12 protein-coding genes are annotated in these 18,425 nt (G+C 61.2%); all 12 read left to right on the top strand.

Annotated elements, in window-relative coordinates; all coding sequences use genetic code 11:
- Positions 1 to 75: 75 nt before the first annotated feature.
- The 12 genes from NFR19_RS02025 to gatB all read left to right on the top strand — a co-directional run bounded on the left by NFR19_RS02025 (position 76) and on the right by gatB (position 18,406).
- Positions 76 to 804 (top strand): hypothetical protein, encoded by a 729-nt coding sequence (locus NFR19_RS02025; protein WP_251212110.1) that lies wholly within the window; start codon positions 76 to 78, stop codon positions 802 to 804.
- A gap of 163 nt (positions 805 to 967) precedes the next feature.
- Positions 968 to 1,768, top strand: coding sequence for a hypothetical protein (locus tag NFR19_RS02030; RefSeq protein ID WP_251212111.1), 801 nt, complete (start codon positions 968 to 970; stop codon positions 1,766 to 1,768).
- A gap of 60 nt (positions 1,769 to 1,828) precedes the next feature.
- Positions 1,829 to 2,608 (top strand): flagellar protein FliS, encoded by a 780-nt coding sequence (locus NFR19_RS02035; RefSeq protein ID WP_251212112.1) that lies wholly within the window; start codon positions 1,829 to 1,831, stop codon positions 2,606 to 2,608.
- Between the two features lie 60 nt (positions 2,609 to 2,668).
- On the top strand, positions 2,669 to 7,009 hold the full coding sequence (locus NFR19_RS02040) for an InlB B-repeat-containing protein (protein WP_251212113.1): 4,341 nt from the start codon (positions 2,669 to 2,671) through the stop codon (positions 7,007 to 7,009).
- Between the two features lie 202 nt (positions 7,010 to 7,211).
- Positions 7,212 to 10,667: a DNA polymerase III subunit alpha gene (gene dnaE / locus NFR19_RS02045; RefSeq protein ID WP_251212114.1), complete on the top strand. Its 3,456-nt coding sequence runs from the start codon at positions 7,212 to 7,214 to the stop codon at positions 10,665 to 10,667.
- A gap of 40 nt (positions 10,668 to 10,707) precedes the next feature.
- Positions 10,708 to 11,481, top strand: a complete 774-nt coding sequence (gene truA, locus NFR19_RS02050; RefSeq protein ID WP_251212115.1) for a tRNA pseudouridine(38-40) synthase TruA — start codon at positions 10,708 to 10,710, stop codon at positions 11,479 to 11,481.
- Positions 11,468 to 11,728, top strand: a complete 261-nt coding sequence (locus tag NFR19_RS02055) for a hypothetical protein (protein WP_251212116.1) — start codon at positions 11,468 to 11,470, stop codon at positions 11,726 to 11,728. The genes truA and NFR19_RS02055 overlap by 14 nt, the downstream gene beginning before the upstream one ends.
- Positions 11,729 to 11,935: 207 nt before the next feature.
- Complete coding sequence (locus NFR19_RS02060) at positions 11,936 to 13,375, top strand: sodium-dependent transporter (RefSeq protein ID WP_251212117.1); 1,440 nt, start codon at positions 11,936 to 11,938, stop codon at positions 13,373 to 13,375.
- A 69-nt stretch (positions 13,376 to 13,444) separates the two neighbouring features.
- The gene (gene ychF / locus NFR19_RS02065) at positions 13,445 to 14,509 is read left to right on the top strand and encodes a redox-regulated ATPase YchF (RefSeq protein ID WP_251212118.1); all 1,065 of its coding nucleotides are present in this window, start codon (positions 13,445 to 13,447) and stop codon (positions 14,507 to 14,509) included.
- Positions 14,510 to 14,855: 346 nt separating this feature from the next.
- Positions 14,856 to 15,167: an Asp-tRNA(Asn)/Glu-tRNA(Gln) amidotransferase subunit GatC gene (gene gatC, locus NFR19_RS02070; RefSeq protein ID WP_251212119.1), complete on the top strand. Its 312-nt coding sequence runs from the start codon at positions 14,856 to 14,858 to the stop codon at positions 15,165 to 15,167.
- Positions 15,167 to 16,660 carry an Asp-tRNA(Asn)/Glu-tRNA(Gln) amidotransferase subunit GatA gene (gene gatA, locus NFR19_RS02075; RefSeq protein ID WP_251212120.1) on the top strand — a complete coding sequence of 498 codons (1,494 nt, stop codon included), beginning with the start codon at positions 15,167 to 15,169 and terminating at the stop codon, positions 16,658 to 16,660. The genes gatC and gatA overlap by 1 nt, the downstream gene beginning before the upstream one ends.
- A gap of 156 nt (positions 16,661 to 16,816) precedes the next feature.
- Entirely contained in the window at positions 16,817 to 18,406 is a 1,590-nt protein-coding gene (gatB, locus tag NFR19_RS02080; protein ID WP_251212121.1) for an Asp-tRNA(Asn)/Glu-tRNA(Gln) amidotransferase subunit GatB, read from the top strand.
- The last annotated feature ends 19 nt before the right edge of the window (positions 18,407 to 18,425 follow it).

Genomic DNA, 18,425 nt, shown 5'->3' on the forward strand with positions numbered 1-18,425 from the left:
CCAAAGGCACCACCAAACGATGACCGCACGCAGGCACCCCGGTGCCCCACACGATGCAAAGGACATACCAAGACGATGGCGAACAACAAAGCAGACACGACCCAAACGCACACCCCGCCCATCCAGGCGCCGAACGTGAACGTGCGCACGCGCATGTCCACGCCAGATGCGCAGATGCCCTCGCGTGAAGCTGCGCTGCGAACAAGCCAGGCAGCCGCTTCTGTCCAAGGTGGCGCATCTGCGGGCGCATCCTCGAAAGCGAACATGCCCCCCTCCGCTGCCGTGGCAGCAGGGCAACCTCAGAAGAGCGCGCACGCGCGCACCTTCGTCATCGTTGCCATCATCGTCATCGCAGCCCTTCTCATCTGGCTTTGCGTGTGGCTGTTCGCCTGCGGTGGTCCTTCCATGTTCGATCCCAACGCACGAGACGGGCAAGCACCGTACAAGAGCGCAGAAGAGATGCAAGCAGAGCTTGATCGGGTGGTCGATGAAGGCATGTTCAACATCTCCATCGCAAGCGCTATCCAATTCGATGATGGCGCCTCAACGGGCACGGCCTACATAGAAAACGTTCCCGGCAACCACTACCTCATGCAGGTATCCATCACCGAGGACGCCACAGGGGAGCTGCTCTACGAATCGGGGGTGCTCAAGCCCAACCAGTTCATCGAAGAGATAGCGCTTGCCAAGGACTTGGATGCGGGAACCTACCCTGCAACGGCCACCTTCACCGCACTGGACGAGACGACGCACGAAGAGACCGGACGCGCTGCCGCAAAGATCAACATCAACGTTTTGAACTGACGGCAGCCGCATCACCTGGCGCTTTGCGCATACGCGGAAGCGCACCGGGCACCAGAGATGCTTCGCGGAAAGCATTTCGCACACAAGGTACCACGCACCGCGGGAAACGGTGCTGGACATAAGCAGGACGGAAATGGCTTTTACGATAAAGGAGGATGAAGCCATGAAGAAAAGCAAGTTGATCGGGGCGGTCGCGCTCTCAAGCGTATTGGCCCTGGGGTGCGCTCTGCCAGCGTTTGCTGACCCCTACGGCACCAAGGTCGGCGAGATGGACAGCAGAAACGACCTCAAGCAACACGATGACTCCATGGGCACCGACGTCAACATCGCCACCATGATCACCAACATCTCGGTGGCCGTGCCGCTGGATCTGACCATCGTGACCGACTCGGCAGGTGGTGCTATCATGGCGCCCTCATCGGGGGTCAAGACGCTGGATACCTCGGGCAATCTCGTTGCAGATGATCCGATCTCGGGTTACCGCATCGAGAACTACTCGACCTATCCGGTCAAGATCGAGGGCATCTCCATCACTGACAACAGCAATGGTCAGTGGGAGCTCGTCCAAGCGATCGCCGCGGATGGCAAGACCACCGGAGGCGCGAACAAGATAGGGGATCTGTGCTTGACGCTCACCCCTGCGGCCCCTAAGGCATGGAGCAGCGCCATTCCTACCTTGAACGAAGGAGACGTCTCTGGCGTGAGCGCACAGGTCGCGCTCTTCGATGCGAAGAGCGCAACGCAAAACCCTGCCTGGATCGTGGATCGTCAGGTAAGCGATGCTCATCCCTCCATCTTGGGCCTTACCTTGGCAGGCACCTCATCTGCGCTCAAAAACGTCAATGACGCATCGGTGCTGCTGGGAAGCGATGACGACCCGCGCGATCCTGACCCGACCATGGCAGATCGCGCCTTCCGCATCACCTACACGGTAGCCGCTGCATCCACGGCCGCGACCGCCTAAGGCAACGCGCCCACGCGCACGATAAGACGGGGCGCTTGAGCGCGCCCATAAGGAGAGACCATGACCTCACCCGAGCGATACGATATGCCCTCAACGCCAGCAGTTGGCGCTTCTCGCACACCTGATGGCGCGCCTCGGGTGGGTCACTTCGGGATGGCACACCCCCAAAGCGTGCCATCCCGTATGCCGCACGAGCATCTGCCGCACGGACAAGGCGCGCCGCTCACCCCGCAGGCGTCCTATCCCGGATATGGCGCAGCGGGAGCCTCGTATCCCTATCAGGCCTATGGGGCACAGCCTTATGGAAACGTGCCGGGACGCGCGGTGGAAATCCCTCCTGAGAAGAAGAAGCGCAAATGGTGGGTGGTGCTGCTCGTGGCGCTCATCATCTGCGCGCTCGTCGCAGCAGGGCTGCTCATCTTTTTTGGACACGAGCCTGCCAAAACGACCCGGCAGGGAACAGCCGGTCAGCTTGAGGGCAAAACAGCTGATGAGATCCAAGCAGAGCTTGACCGGGTGGTCGATGAGGGCATGTTCAACATCTCCATCGCAAACGTCATCCAGTTCGCCGATGGGACGAGCGCTGGGGAGCTGCGCATAGAGAACGTACCGGGCAACCGCTATCTCATGCGGGTGGTCATCACCTTAGATGACACCGGCGAGCAGGTATATGAGACCGACATGATAGAGCCGAACTACCACATACAAAAAGACACGCTCGATGTGGACCTTGATGCGGGCACCTATGCAGCAACGGCTCTCTTCGGGGCATACGACATGCAAACAGAGCAGCAGATCGGTCAAGCTGCGGCAAAGATCACGCTGGTGGTGGAAAGCTAGCGGCGCACGCGCGCGGTGCAGGTGCCGCCGAAGTAGGGATCTGAAGGGAAAGAGTAGATCATGGGAGACACACTCAAACGGATGGCAGGCAAGCTAGGGGCGAGCATGCTTGCTCTTTGCTTGGCGCTCAGCCTCGTGCCTGCATACGCGCATGCGGCAGGTGAGCCGTATGGCACCCACGTAGGAGAGATGGCGCAGACAACAGCGTCAGGAGACCATGTGCGCACGGGCACCGACGTCAACATCGCCGTGAAGGGAAACCTCACCCTTGAGACGAGCCCGGCTCTTACCATCTTCGACTATCCCGAACAGCTCGAAGGAGACGAGCGCTTCTTGGTGAGCACTGCGCGCGGAGGCGTGAAGATCAAAGACGCACCCGATGGGCTTCCCTATGCCTATAGCTGGTCTCGTCAGGTCTATGACGCAGCTACCAAGACCTTCGTCGATGAGCTGCCGACCGATCCCTACAAGATGACGGGCACCGTTGAGGTGCAACCAACCGACGATGGCATGACCATGCGCTATGACCTCGTATCGGATGCTTATCGCATGAACACGCTGTACCGCTATCGGGTGAGCATCACGGACGCGGCGGGAAACACCTGCGAGAACACCGTCGAGGTCTTTTGTGGAAACGAATACATCTACGGCACCATCACCAATGGCAAGCCAGGCAAGCGCGATGCGGTGCAAACGGCAGCAGACCTTGCAGCGGAGGCGGACGCCAACACGGACACCGACACCACCATCGTTGACGTGACCGCGATGCGCCTGTTCGACTCAGAGCTCGTGGTCGCAGAGCTTGGAGCTGAGATGCGCTCGATGCTGCTGTCGTATGCGCAAGGAAACGTGATGGACTCGGCCACCAACGTCTCGCTCGTCTCTGAGCGCGCCACCGAGGACAAGCCGGTCTTCATCACCCCTCCCATGGTGAAGCTCGCCTTCCGGCTGCACGATCAGACGATCGAGGAAGGCTGGCCGGTGCGCGTGCTCGCCATCCAAGACGGGCGCGTGGTGACGGTATCTGAAGAAGATGCCGTCGTTGAAACGGATGCTGATGGATACAAGATCGCACGCGTTGGGATCCTAGATGATGAGGACTCAGGGGTAGATGCTCTCGGCGTGTTCGCTGTGACCTATCCGCCACGCGGGGGTGCGGCAGACCAGGTGAAGGTCACCTCAGGCGCGCGCATGCCCGTTGGCCTTGACGGGTTCGGTGAGGCGATCGCTGCGGGAGGTCGCGTCGCACCGGCAGATACCGACACCCTCTATGCGGTCGGCACCCGCGTTCGCTATACCTTCTTGCCCGATGAGGGATACGCCTTCGACTTCGTCACGCTCGGCGCAAACCCTGATGGAGCCAAGAACCCGCGCGTGGTGAGCACCACCGACAACACCACGCTCGGCGCGAACTTCCTCGACCTGAGCGTCTACAAACCAGATACGACAGACCACCTCTACGTGACCGCCTACTTCAAGCATGTGGGGACGCCTTCGGTGCCGGGCACTGACCCGACCGATCCCGACCCGGTCGACCCGATGCTGACCCATCAGATCCAAGCGGTGGCGGGGCCGGGCGGGTCTATCTCGCCTGCGGGTACGTTCCAGATCCGTACCGGCGCTTCCGAAACCTTCACCATCCTGCCCGACGATGGCTTTGACGTGGATGCGGTGACGGTGAATGGACACCCTGTTGCCATAGAGACGCACGAAGGTGGCTTCTCGACGCTCACGCTCAAAAACATTACGAGCAATATGCTGGTGTTCGTTACGTTCAAGAGCGTGCCGGGCCATACCGTGACGCAGGATCCGCTGCGCGTGAGCGTTTCGTCAAGCGGTTCGGGCAGCGCACAGCCCGAGGGCGAGATAAGCGTTGCGCGTGGCGAAGGACTCACGATCACGCTTCTGCCCGATGGCGCTTCGCGGCTGCTTTCGCTGACGCGCGATGGGCGCGACATCACCTCGGAGGTGGCGGCGAACCTCACCTACACCCTCGAAGCCGTGCAGGCGGACACGCGCATCCATGCCACGTTCTCGGACGCGGCGGGCAACGTGGACCCGGTGGTGCCGGGGGCCAGCTTGATCACCACGAAGACCGAGACGGTGCGCGTACAGAACATGTACGGCGATGCGGTGGGCGGTTTCGTGGTGCCCAGTCGTGTTGAGACGAGCTTCGGCGCAACAGAGCGCTTGGTCATCAAACCGGCGAACGGTTCCTACATCGTCTCGGCTACGAAGGTGGTGCGCGCGGCGGATGGGAGCCTGACCGAGACGCCTTTGGAGGTGCATCCGTTCAAGGTGGTCGGTGCAGGCGAGAGCGTGACAGGCGGTATTCGCATGCCGTACTCCTACGTGGATGTGGTGGCTGATGCGCAGGAGGTGGAGGTGCGCGTGGTGTTCGACGGGTCGGAATATGACCCCGACAACCCTGGTGGCTGCATCGATCCGAACGACCCGAACCCGCCAGCGCCGGGCGACCCCGATGCGCCGCCGCGATATGTGTATGAAGAAGAACCGGCCCCTCTACAGCATCGGGTCGATATCGAAGTGGTCGCGCCGGAAGGCGTGCCGGGTGGTCTGGTGAGCGCGGCGCGCAATGGCCAGCAGATCGGGGCCGTTGATTCGTACGTGATGATGGACCATGGCGGAACCTTGTCGTTATCGGCCTTCCCGTATGGCGGCTATGCCGCGCAGATAGCGGTGGTGCGCGGCGAGGATAACCTGCAAGCGGGCAGTGGCGTGCAGGCGACGGTTCCGCAGGTGGGCGATCGCAACCACGCATTGGGCGAGGCGGTCTCTGCGTCATATACGGTAACGGGTCCGGGGACCATTCGCGTCACCTTCACCTTCGTCGGCGGCTACACGCCTCCCGAGGTTGACGAAGGAACGTCGCTGTATCACGCGGTATCGGTGGGCGCGGGTACGGTGACCCCTGATTTCGCGAGCGTGGTGGAAGGCGCGCCTGCGGCTACGTTCACCATCACTCCCGATGAGGGGTACCGCGTGAGCGCGGTGACCCTGTATGACGAGACAACGGGGCGCGACGTGTCAGACAAGCTGGGGGCTTGGAGCGCGTCAGGCGGCACGATCGAACTGGGCTACCTTGGTCAGGGTGCGTATGTGCTCAGCGTTGTGTTCGGCAAGGCGACCGAAGGTCCGGACGGGCCGAAGCCGCCGGTCGATCCGATCGATCCGAGCAACCCTGACAAACCGTACGACCCTGACAAGCCCGTGGCACCGTCCGATCGAGAATACACGCTCACCGCGCGCGTGGGGCATGATATGACCCAGTACGATGGCGATGGCACGGTTGCCATCGTGGGGTCGTCTGCCACCGATCAGGCGGGAAACCCCATCATGAAGGTGAAGGCGGCGCAGAAGGCTGTTGTCACGTTCGCGCCAGAGACGAATTCGATACTGGCATACGTGACCATCGCGACGCCGGGGTCTGAGCCGCGCGAGGTGTCGGTGGTCGGCAGCACGTTGGTGCTCACGTCGTTCACGGCCGACACGACGGTGACCGCTTACTTCAAGTACGGCACCTTCATTCAGCCGGTCGAGCTCAGCGTTGATTTCTCGCAGAACCTCTCGCCCGAGGAATGCGGCTGGGAGCTGACGGGCGCCCCGGCCGACAAGGTCGCCTATGGCGATTCGCTGACAGCGATGGTCTCGCGCGTGGCGGGAAGCGATAAAGCCGACGACTACAAGCTGACCTCGCTCACCGTGAACGGGGAAGAGAAGATCGGCGAGATGGTGGGCGCCGCACAGGGACGCAGCGCGGATGCGCTGGCGTTCTACACGCTGGAGAACGTCGTGCGCGATACGCAGGTGCGCGCGGTGTTCGCCTACGACCCGCTAGGCGTCGATCCGGGCCCTGGCCCGGATGAACCGGACGATCCGAACAATCCGGATAATCCGGATGACCCTGATGACCCGAACGATCCCAACAACCCAGGAAACCCCACGGGTCCCTGGGATGTATCGGGCACGGTCACGGTGACGGCGTCCACCTCGGGTCGTGGCACCATCTCGCCTGAGGGTCGCGTGACGGTGCGCGCGGGCACTCCGTTCACGTTTACGCTGAAACCGAATGCGGGCTACCAGCCGGTTTCCATTACGCTGACCGATTCGCATGGCACGCGCACGCAGCGTCAGACGACCACGCAGTTGAGCCTGACCGTGACCGAGGATACGACCGTGGTGGCGAACTTCGCCGTGCAGGCGTATCCGGGCGCCAACGACACGGTCTCGCGCACCATCAGGCATCTGCAATCGCTTGCCAAGACGGGGGACATCCAGATGGTCGGCGCTCTGGCGCTGGTGGCGCTCGCGTGTGGTGCGGGCGGTATCGCGCTCGTTGCGGTGGCACGCCGTCGGAAGAAGGACGAAGAGACTGCCTAGCGCCGCGAGCCATTCCGTATGAGCCAGATGCGCCCCGTGCTGGCAGGGCGCATCTGGCATCTTCGATCCGTCATCAAAATCGCACAGGCTGTTCGCTGTTTTCGCGCGCCCGATGCTGCTATGATGGCAACGAACGAACAGGCGCCAGAGCATGGCGCAAACCACAACACGTTGCATCAGAGAAACGAGCGAGGCGCTATATATGGCATTCGTGCATCTTCATAACCATACCGAGTATTCCCTGCTCGACGGCATTACCCATGTGAAGGACATGGTGCGCCGGGCGGCCGATCTGGGCATGCCAGCCGTGGCCATCACCGACCATGGCGTCATGAGCGGGGTCGTTGAGCTGTGCGACGCCTGCGATGCGGTGGAGGCCGAAACGGGCAAGCGCGTGAAGCCCATTTATGGGTGCGAGGTGTACTTCACCACCGATGACGAATTGCGCACCGACATGAAGCCGCGGCTATATCATCTGCTGCTGCTGGCGAAGACCACCGAGGGTTACCACAACCTGCTGAAGCTGGTCAGCGAAAGCCATGTGGACAACTTCTATTACAAGCCGCGCACCACGCTCGCGCAGCTGAAGAAGTACGGTCGCGGGGTCATCGGCGCCTCGGCGTGCTTGGCGGGCATCGTGCCGCGCATGATCGATGCGGGCCAGATGGACGAGGCGGTGCACTGGGCGCGCACGCTGGCAGAATGCTTCGAGCCGGGCGATTTCTATATTGAGCTGCAAAATCAAGGGCTCACCACCGATGGCGGCCTGACGCAGGCGCAGCTCAACCACAAGCTCTCGCAGATCGCCGAGCAGCTGGGCTTTCCCACCATCGCCACCAACGATTTCCACTACCTGCTGCAAGAGGACGCGGTGGCTCAAGACATCATGCTGTGCATCGGCACGGGCTCGAACGTGAACGACGTCAAGCGCATGAAGTTCGAGAACGACCAGTTCTACATGAAGACCGAAGAAGAGATGCGCGCCGCCATGGCTGATTTCCCGGAGGCGTGCGACAATACGGTGGCGCTTGCCGAGAAATGCAACGTAGAGCTTGCGCGTGACAGCATCCTGCCGCGCTTCCCGCTGCCCGACGGCGAGACCGAGGAAAGCTATTTCCGCAAGCAGGTGCAAGCGGGGCTCGAGCGCCGCTACGGCGTGCCGGTGCCGCCCGAGGTGCAAGAGCGCGCCGACTACGAGATGGGCATCATCATCCAGCAGGGCTTCCCAGCGTACTTCCTGATCGTGCAGGAATATATTGACTGGGCGCGCAGCCAGGGCATCGGCGTGGGGCCAGGCCGCGGGTCGGCGGCGGGCGCCATCGTGGCATACGCTATGGGCATCACCGATCTTGACCCGCTGTCCAACGGGTTGCTGTTCGAGCGCTTCTTGAGCCCCGAACGCGTGGAGATGCCCGATATCGACGTTGACTTCGAGCAGGGGCGCCGCGAAGAGGTCATCAATCACATCAAAGATGTGTATGGCGAGGACCACGTCTCGCAGGTCATCACCTTCGGCACCTTGCAGGCGAAGAACGCCGTGCGCGACTCGGCGCGCGTGCTGGGGTATCCGTATGGCACGGGCGACCGCATCTGCAAGATGATCGGCGATGAACTGGGCATCACCATCGACAAGGCCATCGCGCAGAATCCTGACTTGAAGCGGGCGTACGCCGAGGAAGAAGACGTGAAGGCGGTCATTGACGCTGCGAAGTCCATCGAGGGGCACATTCGCGGCGAGGGCGTGCATGCGTGCGCCACCATCATTTGCCGCGATCCCATGAGCGATCACGTGCCGATGAAGCGCGACACCAAAGGTGGCGGCATCATCACGCAGTACGACGGCCATTTCACGCCCGAGCTGGGTTTGTTGAAGATGGACTTCTTGGGCCTGCGCACGCTTGACGTGTTGTCCATGGCGTGTCGCAATATTGAAGAGCGCACCGGAGAGAAGATCAGCCCAGAAGACATTCCCACCGACGACGAAGCGGCTTTCGAGTTGATGCAGGCGGGCAATATGGATGGCCTGTTCCAGGTGGAGGGCGCGCTGTACGTGAGCCTGTTCAAGCGCCTGCCACCCAAGCGCTTCTCCGACGTGGTGGCCTCAATCGCGCTGAACCGCCCGGGCCCGTTGGAGTCGGGCATGGTGGACGACTACGTGAAGGTAGCCTCGGGCAAAACGCAGATCCACTACTACGACGATCGCCTGCGTCCTATTCTGGAAGAGACGTATGGCACCATGGTCTACCAAGAGCAGATCATGCAGATCTCTATGGCCATGAGCGGTTTCTCTGCGGGTAAGGCGGACAAGCTGCGTAAGGCTATGGGCAAGAAGAAGCTCGACGTCATGAAAGAGCTTCAAGAGGACTGGAACACCGGTGCTGTGGAAAACGGGTTCTCGCTCGATATTGCCAAGCAGATCTGGACCGACGCCGAGAAGTTCGCGAAGTACGCGTTCAACAAATCGCACAGTGCAGCGTATGCTATTTTGGTGATGCGCACCGCCTACCTGAAGGCGCACTATCCCAACGACTACATGGCGGCGGTGCTGTCAAGCTACATGGGCAAGACCGATCGCCTGATCCGCTACATCGCCAGTTGCAAGCGCAACGGCATTGCGGTGCTGCCGCCGGATGTGAACTCGTCGAATGCGGAATTCACGCCGGTTGAGGGCGGTATTCGCTTCGGACTCGTGGGCGTGCGCGGGGTTGGGCAGGCGGTGGCCGAGGCCATCATCGCCGAGCGTGAAGCGGGTGGTCCGTTCTCGAGCTTGCATGATTTCGTGGAACGCGTGGATGCGAAATGCTGGAATCGCAAGACGCTCGAGGCGCTCATCATGGGCGGGGCGTTCGATAGCACGGGCTACACGCGCAAGCAGCTGCTGTGGTTCGTGGATGAAACGCCGTTGCTCGACGAGGTGTCCCGGCGCCAGCGCGACAACGATCGCGGACAGGTCAGCATGTTCGACATGTTCGGCGACGACGAGGATTCGGGTTTCCAGCAAGACATTCCGGAGCCCAATGGGGTGGAGTGGCCGCTGCGCACGAAGCTCAAGAACGAGAAGGACATCATGGGCATCTACGTGTCGGGTCATCCGCTCGATCCGTATGAGGCAGCCGTGGCGCGCATGAGTCGGTGCAACCTGGGCGATCTGGCCGATGCCAAGCGCGACATCAAGATCGGCGATTATGTTGGGTTGATCAGTGGGGTGAATGTGCGCTTGACCAAGCGTGGCACCAAGATGGCTACGTTTACGCTCGAGGACACCACGGGTTCGGTGGAGTGCCTGACGTTCGAGTTCGAGAAGTTCCAGGATGCCGTGCAGGAGGACTCCATTGTGCGTGTGCGCGGGAAGTTCGAGGTGAGCGACCGCGGCAATCAGATCATCGCCAACGAGATACAGGTGATCACGCTGGAAGGCAAGGAGGGCGACTTGCCGCCGGCGCACCTGGAGCTACGCTTGCGCGCGGGCGAGTTCGATGCGGTGCGCTCGCAGCATTTGAACCGCATCTTGAATCAGTTCCCCGGGCGCGATGGGGTGTGCATCCTGATCAGCCAGGCAGACGGACGAAACTTCCGCGCTGAACTGCCGGTCACGGTTGACAGTCGCAGCCCTCTGATGCGCAACGAGTTGAATGAGTTGTTCGGGCGCGCCGTATAGGTTTCGGGTATCTTAATGGCAGGCAAGGATGCCGAAAGCGATGCAGGTCGAACAGGCCACATACTCTCTCACGCTCGCCTACGATGGGGCGCCGTTTGCAGGCTTCGCGCGTCAGCCAGGTCAGTTGACCGTGCAGGGGGAGCTGGAGCATGCGCTCGAGCTCATCTTTCGCAGACCCGTTGAGACCACGTGCGCTGGTCGCACGGATGCGGGCGTGCACGCGCTCTGTCAAGTGGTCAGCTTCGGGGTGCTCCCCGGTGAGATGGACGGCCGCAGCCCGCGTTCTTTCCTTCGTTCCATGAATGCGCTTACTTGCGACGGCATTTCAGTGCGCGAAGTGTGCGAGCGCCTAGCAGGCTTCAGCGCCCGCTTCGATGCGAAGGCGCGCGAGTACCGCTACTTCATCTGCCAGCAGGAAGCGCCGCCCATCTTCACGACGGCGCACAGCTGGCATATCTCCCAGCCGTTGGATGTGGCCGCTATGGAAGCTGGTGCTGCGCATCTGATCGGCGAACATGACTTCAAGAGCTTTTGCATGGCTGCCTCGGCTGTGGGCAAGCCGACCTGTCGCAACGTCAGCGAAATATGCTTTTCGCGCGAGGTGATCATGGGAGAGCCTCAGCTGGTGGTGCGCGTGGTGGGCAATGCTTTTTTACATAGCATGGTGCGTACGATCGTAGGGACGTTGGTGTTGGTTGGGCGTGGCAAGCGTCGGGCCGATTGGGTGCGCGATGTGCTGGCGGCCCGCGATCGCACGGCAGCGGGCGAGAATGCTCCTGCTCAAGGTTTGGTGCTCTGGCATGTGGAATACTGAAACCAAGGCTAAGGCACGCGACGCGGGTGCGGTGCATCCGGCGGATGAGGCGCAGAACGGCAAGACGTATGCGCTAGGCTATTCTGCTGCGCGGCCTTCTGGTGCAGATGCCTCTCCGACGGACGCTGCGTGCGCTGCGCCACCGGCCCGCATTCGCTGTTTGTACGAAGGGGCCGACCAGCGACTCTGTCTCTTCGAGACGGCGGATGGTCATCTCATTTCCGTGAACGCGGCGCGCCTCGTGTAGCCCATTTAGCTTTCTTCATCGTGCGATAGCAGGTTCGACGCAGCTTATGCGGCGGAGCCACGTACGGCGTTGTCTTGATCGCGCCTCCGTTATTGCTGTTGATCTCGTACCCACTGCCCGGCGCACCCGCGCGTAATTTCGCTTCCTGTGCATCGGTGGGCCAGCGTGCGGCTATAATCGTGCGCAACCGATTCACAGGAGAGGGATATGGACCAGAACGAACGTGCGGCAGCAACCACGCAGAAAGGCGCAGGATCGCTTGAGAAGCGCTCTGCGTGGTCGGGCAAGTGGGGATTCATACTAGCGGCAGCAGCTTCGGCGGTTGGCCTGGGAAACCTGTGGCGTTTCCCATACCTAGCGGCGAAGTACGGCGGCGGCGCATTCCTGCTGGTATACATCATCTTGGTGGTCTCCTTCGGCTTCGCGCTCATGATGGCCGAAACGGCCCTGGGTCGCAAAACCGGGCAATCCGCCATTGGCGCCTTTAGCGCATTCGGCAAGAAATACATGATTATCGGCATTCTTGCCAGTGCGGTGCCATTCATCATCACTCCGTATTACTCGCTGATCGGCGGTTGGGTCACCAAATATATGGCGGCCTATCTCGTGCAGCCAGCAACCGACATTGCCGACGGTGCATTCTTCGGCGGCTTCATCCTGCAGAATGCCGAGAGCTATCTCTGGATGTTCCTGTTCATCGCGTGCGTGATCCTTGTGGTGGCGCTCGGCGTGAAGAACGGTATCGAACGCGTGAATAAAGTGCTCATGCCCGCTCTTATCATCATGGCCATCATCATTTCGGCGTTCGCGCTGACGCTACCTGGCGCCCTTGATGGCCTGGCGTACTACCTGATCCCCGATTTCTCGAAGTTCAGCGCTGAGCTCGTGGTGGCTGCCATGGGGCAGATGTTCTTCAGTCTCTCGCTCGCCATGGGCATCATGATCACCTACGGCTCGTACTTCTCGAAGAAAGAGGACCTTGAGCATTCCGTGCGCCGCATCGAGGTGTTCGACACGGGCATCGCCATTCTCGCTGGCCTCATGATCATTCCTGCGGCGGTTGCCGTGCAGGGTTCGGGCGAAGCGGTGGCCACCACGGCCGGGCCGGGTCTGATGTTCGGCGTGTTACCTCAAGTATTCCTTGGGTTTGGCCCGGCGGCGAATGCGGTGGGCTTCCTGTTCTTCGCACTCGTGTTCTTCGCGGCGCTGACCAGCTGCATTTCGCTGTTCGAGACGCTGGTCTCCATCGTGGATGACGCGACGCACAAGGGGCGTCCCTTCGCCATCATGGTGTGCAGCGTGTTCGTGGTCGTCGTGGGCGGCATCGTGAACCTTGGCTATAACGAGTTGCTCTCGGTGGACCTCATGTACAGCCTCTTCGGCATCGGCGAATACCAGGATTCGCAGTTGCTCGATTTCTTCGATTTCCTATCGAACACCATCATGATGCCCATCGTGGCGCTGCTCACCTGCATCTTCGTGGGCTGGATCATCAAGCCGCAGACGCTCATCGACGAGGTGAAGCAGTCAAGCAAGTTCACCGGCGAGAAGCTGTTCGTCGTCATGATTAAGTACATTGCCCCGGTGCTCGTAGTGGTCATCTTGGTGGCATACGTGATGAACACGGCTCATATCATTTCGCTGTAGGTTTGGCTGCGCGTCGGCTGTCGAGATCGCGGCGTACCGCGAGGGTCGCCATGTCATTGAAGGAGGAACATGTCGCTTTCCATCGGGATCGTGGGGCTGCCCAATGTGGGTAAGTCCACGCTGTTCACGGCGCTGACCAACAAGGGCGGCCTGGCGGCGAATTACCCGTTTGCCACCATCGAGCCGAACGTGGGCATGGTGCCGGTGCCCGATGCGCGCTTGGATGAGCTGGCAAAGATCGATAATCCGGTGAAGGTCGTGCCAGCTACCGTGGAGTTCGTGGATATCGCGGGCTTGGTGGCGGGCGCGAGCCAAGGTGAGGGGCTTGGCAACCAGTTCTTGGCGAACATCCGCGAGACCGATGCTATCTGCGAGGTGGTGCGCTTCTTCAGCGACCCTGATGTGGTGCATGTGGCGGGCAAGGTGGACGCGCTCTCGGATGTGGAAACTATCAAGACCGAGCTGATCTTGGCCGACATCGCTACGGTGGAGAAAGCGCTGCCGCGCCTGGAGAAAGAGGCTAAGCGCGACAAGGCTGCTGTGGCTCAGTTGGAAGCGGCGAAGAAGGTGCTGGCTGGGCTCAACGAGGGGCATCGTGCGCGCACACTTGATCTGACCGAGGATGAGCAGGAGGCGCTCTACGGGCTGCATCTGTTGACCATGAAGCCCATGCTCTACATTGCGAACGTGGACGAGGATCAGCTGGATGCGCCGCTGCCGCAGATCGACGGGCTCACCCCGGTGCCTATCAGCGCGAAGGTGGAGGCTGACCTTGCTGAGCTTGATGCGGCAGAGGCGGCTGAATATCTTGAGGCGATGGGCTTGTCCGAGAGCGGCCTGGCGCGCCTGGTGCGCGAGGCGTACGCGCTGCTCGGTCTGCAATCGTTCTTCACCAGCGGCGAGACTGAGAGTCGCGCCTGGACGGTGCCCATCGGTGCGAAAGCCCCCCAGGCAGCTGGTGTGATCCATTCCGATTTTGAGCGCGGCTTCATCAAAGCCGAGACTGCCAGCTTCGAGGATTACGTTGCCAACGGCGGCGAAAAAGGGTGCCGCGAGACCGGCAAGCTTCGTCAAGAAGGCAAGGATTACGTCGTGCAGGATGGGGATGTCATGCACTTCAAATTCAATGTCTAAGCGGCTGTGGCACGCGATCTTGCTGCTTTGCTCGGGCTCGGCGTTGGGCGAAGCCAACTTGGCCCTCGCACACAGCAATCCCGCACACCACGGCCGCTCATCCGCTGAATTTGCCATTCAACGTCTAGCGTGCCAGTGCACTCGATCTAGCTGTTGCGAGCGCTCCTTCTTCGCGTAGCGAAGTACGCTTAGGCGCACTCTCGCAGCTATCTCAAGCACCCTGGCGCACTAGATTGCTTTGCTCAGGCGCACCGTCAACATAGATTCCACAGCGTTCTTCTTCTGCATGGGGCGCAAGACGGTATATCATAAGCAAACCGTTTCACCTGCTTGAAAGCGAGTCCTGATGACACAGCATCTGACTGAATCCGACGTGCGCGGCATCGCTGAATACGTGCGCATCGGCATGACCGAGGATGAGGTGGCCCAGATGACGGTGGACCTGAACGCCATCATCGACAGCCTGAGCCCCATCACCGAATACGACCTTGAGGGCGTAGAGCCCACCTTCCATCCTATCGGCGTCCTCGTGAACGTCATGTGCGAGGATCTGGAGCGCGACAGCTTCACGCAGGAAGTGGCGCTGATGAATGCGCCAAAGCAGCAAGACGGGTGCTTTTTGATCCCCTCGGTGCTCGGGGACGGAGGTGATCGCTGATGACGGCGATAGGAACGCCCTTCGGCGCGATGAGCATCCGCCAGCTTCAAGCGGGGCTTGCGGCAAAGGAATTCTCGGCAACAGAGGTGGCGGCGGCCAGCATCGAACGCATCGAGCGCGACGACGCCCGCATGCACGCCTTCTTGGAGCTGACGGCCGACATGGCAGCCGATGCGGCGGCGAAGGTCGATGCCGCGCTCGCCGCAGGATCGCTTGCTGATGCTGGTCCTTTGGCCGGGGTGCCTGTGGGCTTCAAGGACAACATGAATCTGCTCAACACGCATACCACCTGCGCGTCGAACATGCTGGCGAACTATCTGTCACCCTATACGGCCACCTGTGTGGCGTATACGCTGCATGCCGGGGCGCTTCCCCTGGGCAAGCTGAACATGGACGAGTTCGCGTTCGGCAGCTCGACCGAGACGAGCGCATTCGGGCCTACGCTCAACCCGTGGGACTTCGAGCGCGTGCCGGGCGGCAGTTCGGGCGGAAGCGCTGCTGCGGTGGCGGCGGGTCTGGTGCCGGTGGCGTTAGGGTCTGACACGGGCGGCTCTATCAGGCAGCCCGCCAGCTTCTGCGGCATCGTGGGCGTGAAGCCGACCTACGGTGTGGTCTCGCGCTACGGCGTGGTGGCGTTCGGCAGCAGCCTTGACCAGGTGGGGCCGTTCGCTCGCACCGTGGAAGATGCGGCATTGGCTCTGAACGCCATTTCTGGCTTTGATGAGCACGACTGCACCAGCCAAGCAGCCGATGTTGATTTCACAGCGAATCTGGCCGAAGGGGTGCGCGGCATGCGCATCGGGGTGGTACCTGCGTTCATGGAGGCCGAAGGGCTGACCGACGAAGTGCGCGACCGTGTGGCCGAAGCGGCGCAGAAGCTTGCCGATCTGGGCGCTGAACTGGTGGAAATAGAGCTTCCCAACGCGAAAGCCGCCATGAGCGCCTATTACGTGCTTGGCCCGTGCGAGGCATTCAGCAACTTGGCGCGGTTCGACTCGGTGCGCTACGGCTATTGCGATCCAGGCCATGCCGATCTGGGGGCACAATACGAGGCAAGCCGCGCGAAAGGGTTTGGCCCCGAGGCGCGTCGCCGCATCATGTTGGGCAGCTACTTGCTCTCGGCGGGCGTCTATGACACCTATTACTACCCCGCGCAGCAGGTGCGCACGCTTATCACACAAGATTACGAGCGCGCTTTCCAGAAGGTCGATTGCATCCTGACGCCGGTCAGTCCGCGCACTGCATTCAAGTTCGGCGAGATCGGCGATCCCACGCAGATGTATCTGTCTGACATGTTCACCATTTCCATCAACATTGCTGGCAACGGTGGCATGTCGGTACCGGTAGGTCTTGGGGCGAACACGAATCTGCCGGTCGGCGTGCAGCTGATATCGCCCGCGTTCAAGGACGTGAACATGTTTCGTGCAGCTGCGGCGCTGGAGTCGGTCTACGGACCGGCGCCGGTAGCTCCGCAGTTCGCCGGAACGCATTGAGATAAGCGAATGGGGATGGTCGGGGTAATGCTCAGTCGCTCAAACAGTCCTCGCTCGGCGAATATGCCCACTGGGCATATTCGTTCGCTGCGGAACTCGCTTGGTGAGCACCACCCCGCCCATGACTAAGCATCGACCATAAGAAAAGGTGCGCAGATGAAGAAGCTGGAAGAGATACTGAAAACATGGGAGCCGGTCATCGGCCTTGAGATCCATGCCGAACTGACCACGCTGAACACGAAGATGTTCTGCGGCTGCAAGCTGGAGTTCGGTGCGGCGCCCAACACCCACACCTGTCCGGTGTGCTTGGGGCTGCCCGGGGCGCTGCCGGTGCCGAATCGCGCTGCCATCGAGAGCATCGTGCTGGCGGGCTTGGCCACCAACTGCGATATCGAGAAGCACTCCATGTTCTATCGCAAGAACTACATGTATCCCGATATGGCGAAGAACTTCCAGACCACGCAAGGTCCCATCGCCTTCTGCATGCGCGGTCACTTGGATCTGGACGTTGACGGCGCGAACGCTGACGAGCGCTATGGGCTGGCCGATCTGAAGCCGGGCGAAAGCGCGGACAACATCACGCGCACCGAGGACGGCTACGTGGCGCATGTGGGCATCACGCGCATCCATATGGAAGAGGATGCGGGCAAGATGGTGCACATCGGCGGTGGCGAAGGTCGTATCGCGGGCGCCACGCATAGTCTCGTGGACTACAACCGCGCTGGCACGCCCTTGATCGAGCTGGTCACCGAGCCCGACCTGCGCACGCCCGAAGAGGCTCGCCTGTTCATGCAGAAGCTGCGTCAGATCTACCTGGCCATCGGCATCTCCGATTGCTCCATGGAAGAGGGGAGCCTGCGCTGCGATGGCAACGTGAGCTTGCGCCGCCGAGGCACGACAGAGCTGGGAACGAAGACCGAGCTCAAGAATATGAATTCCTTCAAGAACCTGCATGACGGGCTGCTCTACGAGATATGCCGCCAGGCCCAGGTCCTCGAAGAAGGTGGCATCATCTACCAAGAGACGCGGCACTGGGATCCCACGGCCAAGCGCACCATCGTCATGCGCGTGAAGGAATCGGCCGATGACTATCGCCTGTTCCCCGAGCCCGATCTGGCGCCCTACGACCTGTCGGATGAGTTCATCGAGAGCGTGCGCGCGAAGCTGCCCGAGTTACCCGACGATAAAGCAGCCCGCTTCCAGCAGGAATTCGGGCTGTCCGCCTATGATGCGCGCCATCTGGTGGAGCACCGCAGCACCGCGCAGTTCTTCGAGGCATGCATGAGCGATGCGGAGCGTGAGCTGGGCAGTGCGGCAGCGAAGCTGGCGAAACCGCTGGCGAACCTGGCCATCAACGACGTGTCCGGTTGGTTGAATGCAAACCCGGATGCAGTGCTTGACGAATCGCCGCTCACGCCCAATCGTGCCGTGCAGTTGGTGCAGCTGGTGGCTGATGGCACCATCTCGTCCAAGCAGGGCAAAGAGGTGTTCGCCGCGGTGATCGAGGAAGATGCCGACCCGAAAGCTATCGTGGAGGATCGGGGTATGCAGCAGGTGAGCGACACCGGCGCCATTGAGGCAGTGGTGGATGCGGTGCTGGCCGAGAACCCCGACAAGGTCGAGCAGTACCAGGGCGGCAAGACCGGCCTGATCGGCTTTTTCGTCGGCCAATGCATGAAGCGGATGCAGGGCAAAGGCAATCCCCAGATCATCAACGAACTGCTGGCGAACAAGCTGGATGCGTAACGGAGCGCCCGGTGCGTCC

Origin of the sequence: Adlercreutzia murintestinalis, assembly GCF_943192905.1 — a bacterium.
Lineage (GTDB): Bacteria > Actinomycetota > Coriobacteriia > Coriobacteriales > Eggerthellaceae > Adlercreutzia_A > Adlercreutzia_A murintestinalis.